Here is an 18799-nt window from a genome sequence, read left to right as displayed (position 1 = left end):
AATAAAGCCACCAAATTAGAATTTCAGTGGCTTTATTATTTATTAAAAAAATACTTTTACTTCAGATCAAACCTATCCAATTCCATTATTTTTTCCCAAGTTTTTACAAAATCTTTTGCAAATTTTTCTTTAGCATCAGATGAAGCATACACTTCTGCTATAGCCCTAAGCTCTGCATTAGAACCAAAAACCAAATCTGCACGAGTTGCGGTCCACTTTTTCTCGTTTGAATTTCGGTCACTTCCTTCATACAATTCTGCATCTGTAGAAACTGCTTTCCATTGTGTATTCATATCCAAAAGATTCACAAAAAAATCATTGCTTAATGTTTCTGATTTTTGAGTGAGAACTCCATTTTTCGATCCGTCGAAATTAGTATTTAAAACGCGCAAACCGCCAAGAAGAACTGTCATTTCAGGAGCTGTAAGCGTTAAAAGCTGAGCCTTATCAATTAACAGTGACTCTGTAGATAAATTTTCTTTCCCTTTTCTATAATTTCTAAAACCATCAGCTATCGGCTCTAAATAACCTACAGACTCCACATCTGTTTGTTGCTGAGAGGCATCTGCTCTTCCCGGATTGAATTTAACTTTCAATTCAAAACCACCATTAGCCGTTGCCTTTTCAACGCCTGCATTTCCTGCCAGAACAATAAGGTCAGCCAATGAAACTTTTTTGTTGCTAGATTGAGACTCATTAAATTTTTTCTGAATATCTTCAAGCACATCCAACACTTTTTGAAGCTGTGGAGGATTATTCACCACCCAATATTTCTGCGGAGCTAAACGAACTCTTGCTCCATTAGCACCACCGCGTTTATCACTTCCTCTGAAAGTAGAGGCTGATGCCCAAGCCGTAGAAACCAATTCAGAAACATTTAACCCTGAATTTAGAACTTCAGATTTTAAATTTTGAATATCATTTTCATCAATCAAATCAAAATCAAACTCCGGTATTGGATCTTGCCAAATTAATTCCTCCGCAGGAACTTCTGCACCTAAATATCTTGCTTTTGGGCCCATATCTCTGTGCGTTAGTTTAAACCAAGCTCTTGCGAAAGCATCAGCAAACTCATCAGGATTTTCGTAAAAACGTCTAGAAATCTTCTCGTAAGCAGGATCTAATTTCAAAGATAAATCCGTCGTAAGCATAGTAGCTCTATGCTTCTTTGTAGAGTCAAAAGCATCAGGAATTATTTTTTCGCCATCTTTTGCCACCCATTGATGAGCTCCCGCCGGACTTTTGGTTAATTTCCATTCGTTTTCAAATAAATTTTTAAAAAAACCATTGCTCCATTGAGTTGGGGTTTGCGTCCAGGTTACTTCAAGTCCGCTGGTAATAGCATCTTTTCCGCTTCCTGTACCAAAAGAATTATCCCAGCCAAAACCTTGGGATGCCAAATCTGCAGCTTCAGGCTCTTTTCCAACATGGTCGGAAGATCCTGCACCATGTGTTTTCCCGAAAGTATGTCCCCCGGCAATCAAAGCCACAGTTTCTTCATCATTCATAGCCATTCTCGCAAAAGTATCTCTAATGTCTCTTGCGGCAGCAATGGGATCTGGATTTCCGTCTGGACCTTCAGGATTCACATAGATTAAGCCCATGTGTGCTGCTGCCAATGGTTTTTCAAGATCTCTGCTGTGTATTCCACTTGTTGCATTTTCATCGGACGAAACAACACCATGAGCATTTAAGCCAGATTTTCCGTCAGAATAACGCTCGTCATTTCCGAGCCAAGTATGTTCTGATCCCCAATATACATCCTGATCTGCTTCCCATACATCTTCTCTTCCTCCTGCAAAACCAAAAGTTTTAAAACCCATTGATTCCAAAGCTACATTTCCTGTAAGAATCAATAGGTCTGCCCAAGAAATTTTGTTTCCATACTTCTGTTTTATTGGCCATAGAAGTCTTCTTGCCTTATCTAGATTCACATTATCTGGCCAACTGTTGAGTGGTGCAAATCTCTGCTGCCCTCTTGCTCCGCCTCCACGCCCGTCGAAAACACGGTAGGTACCAGCACTGTGCCATGCCATCCTTACAAACAAAGGACCGTAATGACCAAAGTCTGCAGGCCACCAATCTTGAGAATCTGTCATTAAAGCTTGAAGGTCATTTTTTAAACCTTTATAATCTAAAGAATTGAAAGCTTCAGCATAATCAAAATCTTCGTCCATCGGATTAGAGAGTTTTGAGTGCTCTCGTAAGATATCTACTCTTAATTGCTTTGGCCACCAGTCTCGATTATCTGTTCCGCCTCCAGCTACCGACTGATTAAGTTGGCCATTGTAAAAAGGACATTTATTGATGTCTCCATTTTGGTTTTCCATATTTAAATTTTTAATGTTTGATGTAAATATAAGGTGTTTTGATTATGTATTTAATCTATTGATAATATTTTTACGATTTATAAAAACTATCGAAATAGTGAAGTAAATTTTCCCTTTTAAATTACTCAATAATTAAAAAATAAATTATTAAGCCCGAAAAATATTTAGACTTTTAAATTTCGTTGATGTAAATCATTAAGTTTATACTTGCTTTTTTAACTTGTAATAACTTTTGATATGGTTAAAAATCTGTTTAAAAATAATTAAAATATAAAATATTTCCTTTTAGGATCGGGGGAATAATTTTGATGAAATTTAAACAAACTCTTTTTAAAAAAAATAATTCTAGTATGATCTAAAATTAATAAAAAAGCAGATGAAAACAGTTCTCAACAGAACATTTTAACCAAAAATTAAATTCGGGTACTAAATTTAGATTTATTCTAAGCTGTAAAATGATTAATTTAAACTTTAATAAAAATTGGTAAGAACATTGCAGGTTACATTGTATCTTGTAAAAAAGAAAGATTATGTTTAAAAAAATACTGGTTATCGTTTTGGTAGGATTTATTATTATTCAGTTTTTCCCGATTGACAAGACGAATCCTCCGTTGGAACCTGGAATGGATTTTTTAAGAATAAAAGATACTCCGCCAGATATTGCAAAACTAATAAGAACATCTTGTTATGATTGCCATTCTAACGAAACAAAATATCCTTGGTATGCAAGCATTGCACCATCATCCTGGTTTCTGAAAAGCCATGTAAGTGAAGGAAGAAAGGAGTTGAATTTTTCTACTTTTGCCACCTATGAAACTGCAAGACAAATTCATAAAATGGAGGAGGTAACAGAAATGGTTGAGAAGAAAAAAATGCCTCTTGATTCTTATTTCTTAGGTCATCAGGATGCCAAACTTTCGGATGAAAATAGGAAAAAACTTGTTGAGTATTTTAAATTTCAAATAAAGGAAACAAAAATTAAAAACAATTAAATCTTGGAAAACTGGGAAAACAAACATATTATATTTTTTGACGGAGACTGCGGCGTATGCAATTTCTGGGTACAATGGATTTTGCAAAAAGACAATAAAAATCAGTTTATGTTTGCTTCGCTGCAGTCTGATTTTGGACAGAAGTTTTTAAGTGAGAGAAATTTAGATCAAAAGCAATTCAACACCCTGTATTTGTGGAAATTTGGTTCTTATTATTTAATTAAATCTAATGCGATTATAAAAGTTTTAGATTTATTGGGTGGGTTCTACAGTTTAGGAAGTTGGATTGGAAAAATAGTACCAAAGTTCATTAGTGACCAAATCTACGATATGATCTCAAAAAACAGAATGAAAATAAGCAATCAAAAATGTTTTTTGCCAACCCCAGATGAAAGGAAAAAATTTATTGAAGTTTAAAAACGCTTTAATATCATTAAATATTTTTAAACTTTAAATATTTTTTAAGCATTTTTTTTATTAATCCATATATTTGCAAACTATGGAATACAATACCCAAAAAACTCAGCTTCTTTTGCCGGAATATGGCAGAATCATACAACAGTTGGTTGAGCGTTGCAAAGACCTTCCTACAAGAGAAGAAAGAAGCGAAATGGCGATGGCAATCATCGATTTTATGGGGCAAAGAAATCCTCATTTAAGAGACGAAGAAAATTATAAACATAAACTTTGGGATCATCTTTTTATTTTGGCAGATTATAATCTGGATGCAGACTCACCCTACCCTTTCCCAACAAGGGAGCAGCTTGCTGAAAAGCCTCAAAGAATGGAATATCCTAAACTTCAAGGAGATTTCAAATTTTACGGAAAAAGTATACTTCTATTGATTGAAAAAGCAATTGAACTTGAACCTGGCGACGAAAAAGAAGCTTTGATTGAAGTAATTGCCAACAATATGAAGAAGTCTTATAATGTTTACAACAAGGAACATGTAACTGATGATGTAATTTTCCGTCACTTGAAAGAACTTTCATCAAACAGACTGGATTTAACGAATATTGAAGCTCTTGAAAAAAGTAAAATCTATTACGCAACTGCTAATAGAAATAATATGAATAAGAATAACAATAACAGAAATCAAGGTAATTCTAACACTAATGTCAACAAAAGAAGATTCATAAATAACAATAACAACAAGAATAGAAGGTAATGAGCGGGACTTTTCAAATAAGAGGAGGAAAAAGACTACAAGGAGATATTACTCCACAGGGAGCAAAAAATGAAGCGCTTCAAATTTTATGTGCCGTGCTGCTGACAGATGAGGAAGTAAGAATTAAAAACATTCCAGATATTCATGACGTCAATAGATTAATCCAAATATTAGGAGATTTTGGGGTAAAAGTCACTAAAAATGCTCATGGAGATTTCACTTTCAAGGCAGATGACGTTAATTTTGATTATATAAAATCTAACGAATTTAAAAAAGACGGTGCCAAACTAAGAGGTTCAATCATGTTACTAGGCCCAATGCTCGCTCGTTACGGAGAAGCTTATATGCCAACACCTGGTGGCGACAAAATCGGAAGAAGAAGATTAGACACTCATTTTCAAGGTTTAGTAGAATTGGGTGCAGAATTTCATTATGACGAAGAAGAGTATTTCTATTCTTTAAAAGCCAAGGAACTGAACGGAAAATTCATCCTTCTGGAAGAAGCTTCTGTAACAGGAACAGCCAATATTGTGATGGCAGCGGTTTTAGCCAAAGGAAAAACAAGAATTTACAATGCAGCCTGCGAGCCTTACCTTCAGCAACTTTGCAAAATGCTGAACAGAATGGGAGCCAACATTTCAGGAATCGGTTCCAATTTACTAACGATTGAAGGGGTATCTCATCTCAGAGGAACAGAGCACACCATGCTTCCGGATATGGTAGAAATTGGTTCATGGATTGGTCTTGCAGCCATGACGAAATCTGAAATTACAATTAAAAATGTAAACTGGAATCAATTAGGAGTTATTCCAAATACTTTCAGAAAACTGGGAATTCAGCTGGAGCAGAGCGGTGATGACATTTACATTCCGTCTCAGGAACATTATAAAATTCAGAAATTTATAGACGGATCTATTCTTACTGTTTCAGATGCGCCATGGCCCGGATTTACTCCGGATTTGCTTTCCATCATTTTGGTGGTGGCAACTCAGGCAAAGGGAAGCATTTTGGTACATCAGAAAATGTTTGAATCGAGATTATTTTTCGTAGATAAACTTATTGATATGGGAGCTCAGATTATTTTATGTGATCCGCACAGAGCAACAGTTATCGGTTTAAATCAGGAATCTCCGCTTCGTGGAACTACGATGGTTTCTCCCGACATCAGAGCAGGAAATGCACTTTTGATTGCAGCTCTTTCTGCAGAAGGAAAATCAATTATTCACAACATTGAGCAAATCGACAGAGGTTACGAAAACATCGACGGCAGACTGAAAGCCATTGGTGCAGATATCGAGAGAATTTAATTTTGTTGGAAATTAGATGCCCAAAACGTGTAGAAAACACAATAAATTTAAAAACGCTCAGCACTCTGAGCGTTTTTTATTTCTCGAAAATAATTTATTATAGAGTTAATTAGTTGAGATAACAAATCATTTCTGAACTACATCTTCCAAAGTTAATGTCATATTTTCTTGTTCAAAGTTCGCTATCAAAGAGACGGTTATTATATTTTTACCGACATTTTTTTAAGTTTGAATTTAGTTTTAACTAATAAAGTTTCCGATGGTTGAATTATGTTTTTTTGTATTCAATAGGTTTTGCTGGTGTTTGGTCTTAAAATTGAATTGTAGAAAGTAACTTAAATCAAAAAATAAACAATATGGCAACTAAAACAGCAACAGCTAAAAAAGCTGCTACACAAAAGAAAAGTGTGACACCAAAAAAAACGACTGCTTCAAAAAGCACAGCTTCAAAATCTTCGCCTAAAACACCTGCAAAAAGTGATGCAGCATCTGATCTGAAAGATTTTTTTGAAGACGCACTGAAAGACATTTATTGGGCAGAAAAAGCTTTAACAAAAGCGCTTCCGAAAATGGAAAAAAATTCTACTCATCCTCAATTAAAAGAAGCTATCACAACGCATCTAAAAGAAACTGAAGTTCACATTATGAGATTGGAAGAATGTTTCAAATCTTTGGGTCTGAAACCGGAAGCTAAAAAATGCGATGCAATGCAAGGATTACTGGATGAAGGTAAAAGCATAATGGAAGAAACAAAACCTGGTGCTATACGTGATGTAGGAATCATTGCCGCATCACAAAAGGTTGAACATTATGAAATTGCGACTTACGGAAGTTTAGCAGCTTATGCTAAAGTTTTGGGCGAGAAAAAATGTTTAAGCAATTTATTGGCTACTTTAAAAGAAGAAAAAAATTGTGATAAATTATTAAGTACAATTGCTGATACAGCATTGAACAACAAAGCAAAATGATTTCTTACCATTATTAAAATTAACAAAATCCTCAATTTTCATTGAGGATTTTTTTTTGAAATTGTTTAATATTAAAATTTCAGTTTTTAAATTTTAGCTTAAAAAAATGTATTATCTCCAGGGATCTAATACAACCTTTACACAACCGTCTTCTTTTTTGTCGAAAATCTCGTAACCTCTTGATACTCCATCCAAAGAAAGTCGATGCGTAATAATATCATCCAGTTTTACTTGTCCGGTTTCAACGTATTTCATGAGCTTATCGATAATTGCGTGAACAGGAGATTGGCCTGCTTTTAGGGTAATACCTTTATCAAACATTTGCCCGACTCTGAAATTATCATAATTCATAGGATAAACTCCGAGAATAGAAACAAAACCGCCACGTTTTACTCCGCTCATACAAGCATCTAAAACCTTTATTGAACCTTTTTCAAAATTTACTACAGCTTTTGCTTTATCCAATAAATTTCGATCAGGTTCAAAACCAACTGCATCAATGCAAACATCTGCCCCTCTGCCATCGGTCATATCTCTGATTTGCTCAACGGTTTGTTCTGCATCTTGCCACAAAATCGTTTCGCAACCTGTGAGCTTTTTGATCTGATCTAATCTATATTGAAGAGTATCAATCACAATCACTTTTTTAGCATTGTGAAGAATAGCACTTTTAGCAGCCATAGATCCAACCGGTCCGGCTCCGAAAATAGCTACCGTTTCACCTCCTTTTAAATCTGCCCACATTACTCCGGTGTATCCTGTTGGGAAAATATCCGTTAAAAATAAAGCCTGATCATCTGTAAGACTATCGGAAACTTTTCTCGGTCCGAAATTAGCGTAAGGAACCCGAACATATTGTGCCTGTCCGCCGCTATAACCTCCGTAAAGATCACTGTAACCGAACATTCCACCCCCTTTTTCTGTTAAAATTCCACCTTCAGGACCGTAATGATCTGGGTTTGAATTCTCACAAGCTCCAGGAAGGTCGTGATTACAAAAATAACAACCTCCACAAGCAATCGGAAAAGGCACCACTACTCTGTCTCCTACTTTTAAATGAGTAATATTTTTGCCGACGTCTTCAATAATTCCCATAAACTCATGCCCCATTACCATGGGACGAGCTTGGGGAATTCCACCGGAATACATGTGAAGGTCACTCCCACAGATTGCTGTGGAAGTAACTTTTAAAATAATATCGTTTTGATCTTCAATTTTTGGATCATCTATTGTGTCGCAAGTAATCTTACCTGGAGCATGGAAAACAGCTGCTTTCATATAATATAATTTGATTTGTTGGTTTTAAAATCTTATCTAAGCTTATGCCATTGAGTTACGTTCTTTTTCAAGATCCCAAACTCTGTGCTTTGCAATTGCTGAAATAAATTTTTCATCAGAATCGTTTCCTGAAGTACTAATAATGGCAGGATCTTCATGCTTTTTGGCACTTACTACGGTTGCTTTGTAAATTTCATCTGTATCTTTTCCAAAATAAATCGCTTTGCAATGTTTGTAAGCTTCATTGATGAATTCTGTAACAATCGGTTTTCTTTCAGGGTGCATCAATTCTTTAGCAGATTTTTCCCCAGAACAGATATATAAAGCATCAAAGCTTACACTTGCAACGCTAGAAATCGAATGTTTTGGTTCAAACTTACTTCCGTCATCAGCTTTCACTGGTGCAACAGTTGGTGCAATGATTTGAACGATAGCTCCCTCACTTTCGAGTTTGCTTTTTAAAGATTTTACCGCCTGCGTATTTACGCCGTCTCCCATCATAAAACCAATTACACGACTTTCAATAGTATTTTTTACTGTATTTTTCATACTTAAAGCTTCAGAACTTTTAGTTTCTGGTTCTCTTTCTTGGCTTTGTAAGCTTGCAGGATCTGCATCTGCAGGAATACTACCATTTGGCATATCTAGTTTTTTAACTTTTACTCCAACTTTTTCAGCAACATTTGCTGCAAGTTCAGCGTCAATAAAAGCCAATTGACCAACAACTCTTTCTCTGATTTCTAAAATAGTCACTTTAGACAATTCAAAAACCAAAGCATTCTGAAGATGAGTTTTTTCTGGAGCAGACTGGCTGTTTAAAAACATTTTAGCCTGAGAATAATGATCAACAAAACTGTCGCTTCTTGCTCTTATTTTATGTCCGTCCACTCTTTCGTTATTCGTTGTAAATCCTCCGTCTTTCATCATTGCCTGAAAAGGGCAACCCCCACCAATAGAATTGGGCTCATAGCTAACTTTTCCTTTCACGATCTGTTGTCTCATATGACCGTCACGTTGGTTATTGTGAACTGTATTGATTGATCTGTTGATGGGAATTTCATGAAAATTAGGCGAGCCTAATCTTGATAACTGAGTATCTGTGTAAGAAAATAATCTTCCCTGTAAAAGCGGATCATTGGAAAAATCAATTCCTGGAACCAAATGTCCCGGATGAAACGCAACTTGCTCTGTTTCAGCAAAAAAATTATCCGGATTTCTGTTTAAAGTTAGGGTTCCCACGATTTGTACAGGAACCAATTCTTCAGGAACTAATTTTGTAGGATCTAGGAGATCAAAATCAAAATCGTGTTCGTTTTCTTCAGGAATAACCTGTACACCAAAATCCCATTCTGGGAAAGCGCCATTTTCAATAGATTCCCAAAGATCTCTTCTGTGAAAATCAGGATCTGTACCAGAAATTTTTTGAGCTTCACTCCAAGCAACCGAATGCACTCCTAATTTTGGTTTGAAATGAAATTTAACGAAATGAACAGCACCCTCACTATTAATAAATTTAAATGAATGCACGCCAAAGCCTTCCATCATTCTGTAACTTCTAGGAATCGCACGATCGCTCATTGCCCACATAATCATGTGCATACTTTCTGGCATCAATGAAATAAAATCCCAAAATGTATCGTGAGCTGAAGCTGCCTGCGGAATTGCGTTATCAGGTTCCGGTTTTACTGCATGTACCAAATCCGGAAATTTCATTGCATCCTGAATAAAGAATACAGGAATATTATTTCCCACCAAATCGTAGTTTCCTTCTTCGGTATAAAATTTCACTGCAAAACCTCTCACGTCTCTTGCCAGGTCTGTACTTCCGGCACTTCCGGCAACAGTAGAAAATCTCACAAAAACGGGAGTTTCTTTATCAACATCATTTAAAAATTTGGCTTTTGTATATTTCTTCAGACTTTTATTCAGTTTAAAAACTCCGTGAGCACCAGAACCTCTTGCATGAACAATTCTTTCAGGAATTCTCTCGTGGTCGAAATGGGTGATTTTTTCTCTCAAAATAAAATCCTCAAGCAAGGTTGCTCCTCTTTCGTCAGTTTTCAACGAATCTTGATTATTATTAACCTTCAAACCCTGATTGGTGGTCAGTTTTGTATCCTGATTATCAGTGGTATGACCCTGAAGCTGATTTAGCTTTTCATTTGTTTTAGTGTCTTTATTTTCCATATTATATTGTTGGTTTGTTTTAATTTAATGTTTAATGAATTCTTCAGCAAAATCCTGCCATTGTATTTTACTTCCGCCAAAAATTCCTCCGTTGGCTACAAAAAAGTTTCTGCAGGAGTTTAAAAAACCTATTTTTTTGGTGTTTGGAATTTCATTTCTTCCGTGTATAGTGAATTGTACAATGTTATTTTTTTTAGCTAAAATAAAAGTAATAGAAGCATCATCTTTATAAAAATGCGCAGGCATTCCTTTCGAATTTTCTGGGCAAGAATGCGGTTTAATTTGTAATAGACATACTTTCAAATCCTTCTTTTCTATCATGTGAATTTTTCTCACAATTACCCAATCAAAACCGTTTCCCAATTTATTTTCCGGAGCGGGTATCTTAATTTTTACTAAATCATTTTCTTGTACAGATTGTGATTTGTCTTTATTATAAATAAAAAAATCAGTAGGATTTTTACCGGCTTTTACATTCCACTCATTAATCTTTAAAAGATTTTGTGAAAACTTTTGGAATTTCTCAAGTGCTTCATTTTCAGATGGGCAAATTAAAAATGTTGCTGCATTATTTTCTGATCCCTTTTTGTTGATGGGCACCAAATCCTGAATGTCAATTTTATAACTCATAATCTAAAAATTAGAAGTACTGTATATTTACTTTTACGCAAAAATTATCCAAACCATTAATATTCGGAATATCAATAGTTATTTGTGATGAAATTTAAAACTGAGAAAAAAATTAGGATCTTAATAATAAAGTTTGATCCCTTGTAAGAAAATAATTTTTGATTTATAGGTTACACCCATATTCATTATAAGTGTTATACCGAATAAAAATCAAATCTTAAGTTAAATTAGCAACTCTGCCGAAATGGTCTTTGCTTATTTTGCAGCTTATAATAATGAAATCTGCTAAAATTGATAGTTTCATATTGTAGATATTTGGTGTATTATGAAAGTTATAAAAAGTATGCCAAACCTTTTTTTGATTTGAATCACAAGCTTTAATGTGAACAAATTTTATCATTAAATAACTAAAATAGAAAAAGAATTGAGAATTTATTCTCTCAGCTGTGTGATCAATTTATGATTAGGAGAAATTATGTAAAAACCTTGGAAGGATTTAAAACCAGAGTTTTAGCAAAAATTACATCGCCTACAATTATACAATTCAGCAATAAAAATTACTTAAACAATTTAAAATCAAACATATTTTAAAATACACAACGGGTCTTGAAGTTATAAAAATTAAACGCCTTTTATTTTATCAAAATTTTATTATTTTTGTTACCACAAAACACAAATGATATGATTTTAGCAATGAAGCTTCGCAAGCTACGCGAACAGAGAAATTTATCTCAATTGGAAATTGCAAATGAACTTGATATTTCACAGTCTGCCTACAACAAATAAGAAACTGGGCAATCAAAGCCCACTTTAAAAAACCTTAAAAAATTAGCCATTATTTTTGATATTGAGTTTTTAGAGCTCGTTCTTGCAAGAATATCAAATTCAGATCTTGTAGACATGAATTTAGAAAATCACTGATTATCAAAATAGGTAAAGAACAAAATTCAGAATCTGAACTTCTCAAAATATTTGAAAATCAAAAACAAATTATGACACTCATGGAAGACCAGAAAAATCTATTATTTGAAATTTTGAAAAAAAACGCTTAAAATGAAAATCGCTATCATCGGAGCCGGAAACATGGGCTTATCTTTTTCAAAATCATTTCTTAAGTATGAATTGATTAAACCTGAAAACCTTCATTTGATTACCAGAAATGAAAACAAAATCACTAAAATAAAAGAAGAATTTCCTAAATCTGAGATTTCTATTTTTGGAAATGTTGATGAAATAAAAGCGGATTTAATTATTATCGCCGTCAAACCACAAGATTTTAAGCTGGCTGCTGAGAATCTTCAATTTAAATTGAATGAAAACCAAATGGTACTTTCAATTATGGCCGGAATTAAAATTAAGAAAATTCAAAATCTTCTCAATCATAAGATGGTTGTGAGAGCAATGCCCAACGCTCCTACTCTTTTGGGAATGGGAATTACAGGATACACTGCGGCAGACGGAATTTCGTTCAGCCAATTAATTAATATTGAGAGATTACTCAATTCCACCGGAAGATCTGTTTATTTGGAAAATGAGGAACTTTTGGATGGAGTAACTGCACTTTCGGGGAGCGGTCCGGCGTATTTTTATTACATTGTTGATGCCATGATAAAAGCTGGAACTGAAATGGGAATTGATGAAAATTTATCTAAACTTTTCGTGAAACAAACCATGCTCGGAGCGTATCATTTAATCAATAATTCCGACAAAAATCTTGAGGAACTCATAAAAGATGTTGCATCAAAAGGCGGCACAACCGAAGCGGCACTGAAAACTTTTAACGAAAGAGATTTAAAAGAAATTCTGAAAGAAGGAATTTTAAATGCTGAAAAAAGAGCTAAAGAACTAAACGGTTAAATTTATTTTCAATAAAATTGCAAATCTGAAATCCCACAAAAACACCGAAACTGTTTAAAAGAATATCATCAATCTCAAAAATTCCGAGACGGGTAAAATATTGCATTCCCTCAACGATGACGATGGACGAAACAAATGTGTACATCAATCTTTTTAATTCTCTCAGCTTTGGAAAAACCCATCCCAAAAACCCAAAAGGAATAAACATCAAGACATTTCCCAAAACAATCCTCACAATATCCCACCAGCGAATAGTATTTTCTATAAATTTTAAAGTAGAAAAAATAGGTTCAATCCTAATGACATTTACATCAAACTGAAATCTTCCCATCCCCAGAAACATGAGATAAAGCAAAAATAAAGTGTACGGAAAAATAGTAATTTGATAAAATTTCTTTAACATCAATGGCAAAGATATTCATTTCAAAAACACTAAATTTGCGTATTAAAGATTTTTAATGAAACATTTACTTCTCACGCTTATTGCGGCGATGCTGCTCTCGGTTTCATGGCCTACTTACGGCGTTCCTTTTTTTATATTTTTTGCGCTGGTTCCGCTGTTGGTAATGGAGCACGATATTTCAAAATTCTCTAAATACAATAGAAAAAGCTGGGTGGTTTTCGGGCTTTCCTACCTTTGTTTTGTCATCTGGAATATAGTGACCACAGGCTGGCTGTACGGCTCAAAAAACCCCGATGGAAGCCATTCTATGCTGGCAGTATTATTTCCTGTTTTAATTAATTCTTTATTATATTCACTCGTTTTCCAGTGTTATCATTGGTACAAAAACAAACAAGGATCCTACTGGGGCTTGGCATTTTTCGTCAGCATCTGGATGTGTTTTGAGAAATTTCATCTCAATTGGGAACTCACATGGCCTTGGCTGAACCTAGGAAATGCGTTTTCAGAATATCCTAAACTAATTCAATGGTATGACACTTTGGGAGCTACAGGAGGAAGCTTCTGGATTCTCCTCATCAATGTTTTAATATTTTACACCATAAGAATATGGCAGGCTGGTAGAAAAAGAAAAAGCTTGATTATTAATTCCTCTGTGGTAGTTTTATTAATTGCTGTTCCGATGATTATTTCAATTTCGAAATACAATAGTTTTAATGAAAAACCAATTGGCGAAGTGAATGTCTTAATGCTTCAACCTGAACTTGATCCTTACAACGAAAAATACCAGAAAGACAGCATTACTATTCAGAACGATCTATTGAGTCTGGCAGAGGAAAATTCTACCACAAAAATCGATTATTACATCGCTCCAGAAACAGCAATTCCAGGAAGAGGTTCTATTTCTGAAACCGCTTTTGAAAAGAGCGAACTTTTAAATAATGTAAAATCATTTTTAACGAAACACCCTCAATCAATATTTGCATCAGGAATTTCTTCACACCGATATTATTTAAAAAACGAAAAATTACCTAAAGAAGCCTATCAAACCAATTCAGGAATCTGGGTTGAAAGTTATAATTCTGCCGTTCAGATTATCCCCAACCAAAAAGTGAAGGTTTACCATAAAGGAAAACTGGTTCCTGGCGTTGAAATCTTTCCTTATATGTCTTATTTAAAGCCAATTCTTGGCGATGCAATGATTAATCTTGGAGGAACCGTTGCATCATTAGGAATAGACAAAGAACGCGTAGCTTTCTCAAATCCTTACAACAAAGGAAAAATGGCTCCGATTATTTGTTATGAAAGCATTTACGGTGAGTTTGTAACGGATTATGTGAAAAAAGGGGCCAACTTTTTTGCGATTATGACCAATGATTCTTGGTGGGGTGTAACGGAAGGCCACAGACAGCTGCTTTCGTACGCAAGACTTCGCTCTATTGAAACCCGAAGAGAAATTGCGAGAGCTGCCAATAGTGGAATTTCAGCGCACATCAATGCTTTAGGAGAAATTGAAGAGGATACATTGTACGGTGACAGAACGGCTTTGTTTGCAAAAATAAAGCTTTACGATACCGAAACATTTTATACGAGAACCGGAGATTTCATCTCAAGAATATGCATGTTTGCGTTTGGATTTTTGTTGTTTTATTTAATTTTCAATTGGATTAAAACAAAAATTGATTCTAAGCAAGCTTAGGCAAAGATTTAAAGAAAGTTGCGAGAAAAAATTAATAAATAATTTTACAAAAGATTTGTCTATCTAAAAAATAATTCGTTATTTTGCAACCTCAAATATTATACAAATAAGAACATCGAGATATGTCAAGAATTTGCCAGATAACAGGAAAGCGTGCAATGGTTGGTAACAACGTTTCTCACGCTAATAACAAAACGAAGCGTCGTTTTGAAATTAACTTATTGGAGAAGAAATTTTACCTTCCAGAGCAGGATAAACATGTTACTTTAAAAGTTTCAGCTCATGGATTGAGAGTTATTAACAAGATTGGAATCGAAGAAGCTATCGAAAGAGGCATCAGAGGAGGATTGATTAAAAAGAACTAAATCATGGCAAAAAAAGGAAACAGAGTTCAAGTAATTCTTGAATGCACAGAGCACAAAGAAAGCGGTATGCCAGGAATGTCTAGATACATTTCTACAAAAAACAAAAAGAACACCACAGAAAGATTGGAATTGAAAAAATACAATCCTGTTCTTAAGAGATCTACCCTTCACAAAGAAATCAAGTAATTTATAAATATAATTTACCATGGCAAAGAAAGTAGTAGCAACCCTACAAAGCGGGCAGTCTAAAAAAATGACTAAAGTTGTGAAAATGGTGAAGTCTTCTAAATCAGGAGCTTACATTTTCGAAGAAAAAGTAATGAACGCAGACGAAGTAGATAGTTATTTGAAAAAATAATTACTTCGATCTATCGAAATACAAAAACTATCCGGTTTTCGGGTAGTTTTTTTGTTATATTTGCTTTTATAAGATGGAGGATTAAAGTTTAATTATTTTAAACACCAAGATGACAGGTACTCCACTTCCAACATATAAACATTAAAATTCCGCATTCATAAAAATGAGTTGGTTTAAAAATATTTTTAAAAAAGAAGAAAAAGAAACTCTAGATAAAGGTTTGGAAAAATCTAATCAAGGATTCTTCGAAAAAATGACTAAAGCCGTAGTCGGCAAAAGCAAAGTAGATGATGAAGTGCTCGATAATCTTGAGGAGATACTTATAGCATCAGACGTGGGTGCATCCACCACTATAAAAATTATCGGAAGAATTGAAGAACGAGTTGCGAAAGACAAATATGTAAGCGTAAACGAACTTGATAAAATTTTGCGCGAAGAAATATCTAATCTTTTATTGGAAAACCCACATAGAGGAACAGGTAATATTGACACCTCAAAAAAACCTTATGTCATCATGGTTGTTGGTGTAAATGGTGTTGGTAAAACTACAACTATTGGCAAATTGGCACATCAGTTTAAATCTGAAGGAAAAAAAGTGGTTTTAGGTGCCGCAGATACTTTCAGAGCTGCAGCTGTAGATCAATTGGTAATCTGGAGCGAAAGAGTTGGCGTAACGATTGTGAAGCAAGAAATGGGATCTGATCCCGCATCTGTAGCATTTGATACGGTACAAAGTGCAGTTGCCCAAAATGCCGACGTGGTTATCATTGATACAGCAGGAAGACTTCACAATAAAATTAATTTGATGAATGAGCTTTCTAAAATCAAAAGAGTGATGCAAAAAGTGATTCCTGATGCACCCCATGAAATTTTATTGGTTTTGGATGGCTCTACAGGGCAAAATGCTTTTGAGCAGGCAAAACAATTCACTGCAGCTACAGAAGTCAATGCATTGGCGGTCACAAAATTAGACGGAACCGCAAAAGGTGGTGTTGTTATTGGGATTTCAGATCAGTTCCAGATTCCAGTAAAATACATAGGAGTTGGTGAAAAAATGCAGGATCTTCAGCTTTTTAATGGTACAGAGTTTGTAGATTCATTTTTCAAGAAGAGATAATTAGTATCTTTTTATAAATAAACACTATTAATAACATTAAAAAATTATTCTATGGGATTCATTACTTGGATTATTTTCGGACTATTAGCCGGAGCAATCGCTAAACTTATTATGCCAGGAAAACAAGGCGGAGGATGGCTTATAACTATCATTCTAGGTATTGTTGGTGCATTCGTTGGAGGTCTAATAGGTGTTTATGTATTGCATTGGGGAGACATTGGAAGTTTCTGGAATTTTAGAAGCTGGGCACTTGCGATTGGTGGAGCAATTATCGTAATTTGGATTTACGAAATGCTAACTAAGAAAAATTAACAAGAGTTTTTACTAAATAAAATCCGGCACCTGAAATTCAGATGCCGGATTTTTTATAAAACAATATAATTTAGTCTATTATAATATGGAAAGGCATTTCCATTTTCACCTCAGATTTCAGCTTTTTATCAGTAAGTTGCATTAGAATCTCATAGTTTGACTCGCCTATCTTATTCTTCAAAACCTTTGCAGAAATATCGTCTTCATTCATCCCTTCAAAAATTTGTTCCACCGAAGATTTTTCCTCAGGGTAAGATTTTACTTTGTAATTATTTAAATTCGCTTTACCTGCAGCAAACTTTACAGCATCATTTAAAGAACCTAGTTCATCTACAAGGCCAATTTCTTTAGCTCGGGTTCCGCTCCAAACTCTACCTCCACCTACAGCATCAATTTGCTCAAAAGATTTCTTTCTATTTTGAGTTACAAAATATACAAATCTTCTGTAAGTACCTTCCACACTTTTTGTGATCATAGCGACACCATGAGGACTAATTCCGTTGAGTGAAGAATAATACGCAGAATTGGCATTAGTAGCAACAACATCAGAACGAACACCGTTTTTATTGGCCAATTCTTTGAAATATGGCAAAACTCCGAAAACACCTATAGAACCAGTTAAAGTATTGGGTTGAGAATAAATTTTATCTGCCGCCATTGCTATGTAATAACCTCCAGAAGCAGCATAATCACCAAAAGAAACGATGAGCGGCTTTTTCTTTTTAAGTTGCTGCAATTCAAAAAGAATTTCATCAGAAGCATTCGCACTTCCTCCCGGCGAGTTGATTCTAAGAACTACCGCTTTCACTTTTTTGTCTTTTTGGAGGTCTTTGATGTATTGTAAGTATTTTTCAGAATAAATTTCGTTATACTCATCACCACTATTGATAGAACCAGAAGCATACAGTATAGCTATTTTATCGCCAGATTTATCTTCATCTTTAAATGAATCTACATATTTGTTTAGTGAAATTTTGTATAACTTATCTTTATCATTTAGTTTAAGTTTTGCTTTTAAAATCTGATCGTATTCCGTTTTTTGAATTAATTTATCCGCTAATTTAAATTTCACACTTTCCTCAGGAATCATACCATATAAACTATCTACAATAATTTTAAATTGTGGCAAATCTATCTTTCTTGAAACTGCAATTTTAGAAGAAGTACTATTCCAAACATCATTAAGTAAAGTACTCAATTGCTCCTTGTTTTCAGGAGAAATTTCATTAGCAATAAAAGGCTCTACAGCAGATTTAAATTTACCATGACGAATGACCTCGATGCCGATACCATATTTTTCTGCAAAATCTTTGAAGAATGTAACCTCTGTAGACAATCCCTTTAGTTCTATACCTCCAGAAGGATTAAGATAATATTCATCTGCAACAGAACCCAAATAATAAGCAGACTGAGATACGGAGTTTCCGTAAGCTAAAACGAATTTCCCCGTCTTTTTGAAATCTAAAATTGCTGCTCTAAGATCATCAATCTGTGTAATTCCTGCATTGAGGTAGTCTGCCTCAATACTTATACCCTCAATATTTTTATCATCTTTAGCTTTTTTAATCGCCTCCACAGCATCATAAATCAAAACTTCAGAACTCTTTTTATTGAAAGCAAAAAAATCTTTCTGAACTTCTGTAGGACTATCAATAATATCTGTCTTTAGATTTATAGTAAGTACCGAGTTTTTCTTTACTTCCACGGATGAGCTATCACTAGCAGAACCTATCACAATAATTATGATAAAAAAGAAGAAAAACAAGACAGATAAAATGACCATAGCCACTATATTTGCCAAGACATTTTTAAAGAAACTCTTCATAAATAA

The 18799-nt window shown here is 34.4% G+C and carries 19 protein-coding genes and 1 pseudogene; 14 read left to right on the top strand and 6 right to left on the bottom strand.

Features of this window, described 5'->3' with window-relative positions:
• Positions 1-56: 56 nt before the first annotated feature.
• The gene (katG, locus tag BW939_RS08235; protein ID WP_076451553.1) at positions 57-2330 is read right to left on the bottom strand and encodes a catalase/peroxidase HPI; all 2274 of its coding nucleotides are present in this window, start codon (positions 2328-2330) and stop codon (positions 57-59) included.
• Between the two features lie 530 nt (positions 2331-2860).
• On the opposite strand from katG, the gene BW939_RS08230 reads away from it, so the two are divergent.
• The 5 genes from BW939_RS08230 to BW939_RS08210 all read left to right on the top strand — a co-directional run bounded on the left by BW939_RS08230 (position 2861) and on the right by BW939_RS08210 (position 6765).
• Positions 2861-3322, top strand: coding sequence for a heme-binding domain-containing protein (locus tag BW939_RS08230; RefSeq protein WP_076451552.1), 462 nt, complete (start codon positions 2861-2863; stop codon positions 3320-3322).
• A gap of 3 nt (positions 3323-3325) precedes the next feature.
• Positions 3326-3739 (top strand): thiol-disulfide oxidoreductase DCC family protein, encoded by a 414-nt coding sequence (locus BW939_RS08225; RefSeq protein WP_076451551.1) that lies wholly within the window; start codon positions 3326-3328, stop codon positions 3737-3739.
• An 82-nt stretch (positions 3740-3821) separates the two neighbouring features.
• On the top strand, positions 3822-4490 hold the full coding sequence (locus BW939_RS08220; protein ID WP_076451550.1) for a DUF4290 domain-containing protein: 669 nt from the start codon (positions 3822-3824) through the stop codon (positions 4488-4490).
• Positions 4490-5797, top strand: a complete 1308-nt coding sequence (gene murA / locus BW939_RS08215) for a UDP-N-acetylglucosamine 1-carboxyvinyltransferase (RefSeq protein WP_076451549.1) — start codon at positions 4490-4492, stop codon at positions 5795-5797. Before BW939_RS08220 ends, murA begins: the two co-directional genes overlap by 1 nt.
• Before the next feature lie 356 nt (positions 5798-6153).
• Complete coding sequence (locus BW939_RS08210) at positions 6154-6765, top strand: YciE/YciF ferroxidase family protein (protein WP_076451548.1); 612 nt, start codon at positions 6154-6156, stop codon at positions 6763-6765.
• 111 nt (positions 6766-6876) lie between these two features.
• Here BW939_RS08210 and BW939_RS08205 read toward each other — a convergent pair whose 3' ends face one another.
• From BW939_RS08205 to BW939_RS08195, 3 genes are read right to left on the bottom strand one after another with little or no spacing between them, the layout of a single operon-like run.
• Positions 6877-8043: a zinc-dependent alcohol dehydrogenase gene (locus BW939_RS08205; RefSeq protein WP_076451547.1), complete on the bottom strand. Its 1167-nt coding sequence runs from the start codon at positions 8041-8043 to the stop codon at positions 6877-6879.
• Between the two features lie 42 nt (positions 8044-8085).
• Complete coding sequence (locus BW939_RS08200) at positions 8086-10230, bottom strand: catalase (RefSeq protein ID WP_076451546.1); 2145 nt, start codon at positions 10228-10230, stop codon at positions 8086-8088.
• 24 nt (positions 10231-10254) lie between these two features.
• Positions 10255-10860 carry a hypothetical protein gene (locus BW939_RS08195; protein WP_076451545.1) on the bottom strand — a complete coding sequence of 202 codons (606 nt, stop codon included), beginning with the start codon at positions 10858-10860 and terminating at the stop codon, positions 10255-10257.
• A gap of 414 nt (positions 10861-11274) precedes the next feature.
• Between BW939_RS08195 and BW939_RS08185 the strand changes: the two are divergent.
• From BW939_RS08185 to proC, 3 genes and pseudogenes are all read left to right on the top strand, one after another.
• Positions 11275-11451: pseudogene (locus BW939_RS08185) on the top strand (IS982 family transposase); the annotation flags it as partial.
• A gap of 90 nt (positions 11452-11541) precedes the next feature.
• Positions 11542-11646: a helix-turn-helix domain-containing protein gene (locus BW939_RS16175; RefSeq protein WP_084566630.1), complete on the top strand. Its 105-nt coding sequence runs from the start codon at positions 11542-11544 to the stop codon at positions 11644-11646.
• A gap of 267 nt (positions 11647-11913) precedes the next feature.
• Positions 11914-12717 (top strand): pyrroline-5-carboxylate reductase, encoded by an 804-nt coding sequence (proC, locus tag BW939_RS08175; RefSeq protein ID WP_076451543.1) that lies wholly within the window; start codon positions 11914-11916, stop codon positions 12715-12717.
• Here proC and BW939_RS08170 read toward each other — a convergent pair.
• Positions 12698-13120 carry a VanZ family protein gene (locus BW939_RS08170; RefSeq protein ID WP_076451542.1) on the bottom strand — a complete coding sequence of 141 codons (423 nt, stop codon included), beginning with the start codon at positions 13118-13120 and terminating at the stop codon, positions 12698-12700. The two genes, proC and BW939_RS08170, sit on opposite strands and share 20 nt — an antisense overlap.
• Positions 13121-13175: 55 nt before the next feature.
• Between BW939_RS08170 and lnt the strand changes: the two genes are divergently transcribed.
• From lnt to BW939_RS08140, 6 genes are all read left to right on the top strand, one after another.
• Positions 13176-14816: an apolipoprotein N-acyltransferase gene (gene lnt / locus BW939_RS08165; RefSeq protein WP_076451541.1), complete on the top strand. Its 1641-nt coding sequence runs from the start codon at positions 13176-13178 to the stop codon at positions 14814-14816.
• 122 nt (positions 14817-14938) lie between these two features.
• Entirely contained in the window at positions 14939-15181 is a 243-nt protein-coding gene (gene rpmB / locus BW939_RS08160; RefSeq protein WP_076451540.1) for a 50S ribosomal protein L28, read from the top strand.
• Positions 15182-15184: 3 nt separating this feature from the next.
• On the top strand, positions 15185-15367 hold the full coding sequence (gene rpmG, locus BW939_RS08155) for a 50S ribosomal protein L33 (RefSeq protein ID WP_027373683.1): 183 nt from the start codon (positions 15185-15187) through the stop codon (positions 15365-15367).
• Positions 15368-15386: 19 nt separating this feature from the next.
• The gene (locus BW939_RS08150) at positions 15387-15539 is read left to right on the top strand and encodes a DUF4295 domain-containing protein (protein ID WP_076451539.1); all 153 of its coding nucleotides are present in this window, start codon (positions 15387-15389) and stop codon (positions 15537-15539) included.
• A gap of 163 nt (positions 15540-15702) precedes the next feature.
• On the top strand, positions 15703-16656 hold the full coding sequence (gene ftsY, locus BW939_RS08145; protein ID WP_076451538.1) for a signal recognition particle-docking protein FtsY: 954 nt from the start codon (positions 15703-15705) through the stop codon (positions 16654-16656).
• 51 nt (positions 16657-16707) lie between these two features.
• The gene (locus BW939_RS08140) at positions 16708-16968 is read left to right on the top strand and encodes a GlsB/YeaQ/YmgE family stress response membrane protein (RefSeq protein WP_076451537.1); all 261 of its coding nucleotides are present in this window, start codon (positions 16708-16710) and stop codon (positions 16966-16968) included.
• Between the two features lie 70 nt (positions 16969-17038).
• On the opposite strand, the gene sppA is transcribed toward BW939_RS08140, so the two are convergent.
• The gene (gene sppA / locus BW939_RS08135; RefSeq protein ID WP_076451536.1) at positions 17039-18793 is read right to left on the bottom strand and encodes a signal peptide peptidase SppA; all 1755 of its coding nucleotides are present in this window, start codon (positions 18791-18793) and stop codon (positions 17039-17041) included.
• Positions 18794-18799: the final 6 nt, after the last annotated feature.

The organism is Chryseobacterium piscicola (assembly GCF_900156685.1).
Taxonomy (GTDB): Bacteria; Bacteroidota; Bacteroidia; order Flavobacteriales; family Weeksellaceae; genus Chryseobacterium; species Chryseobacterium piscicola.
Note: the sequence above shows the minus strand (reverse complement) of the source record. Positions and strands in the feature narration are given on the sequence as shown.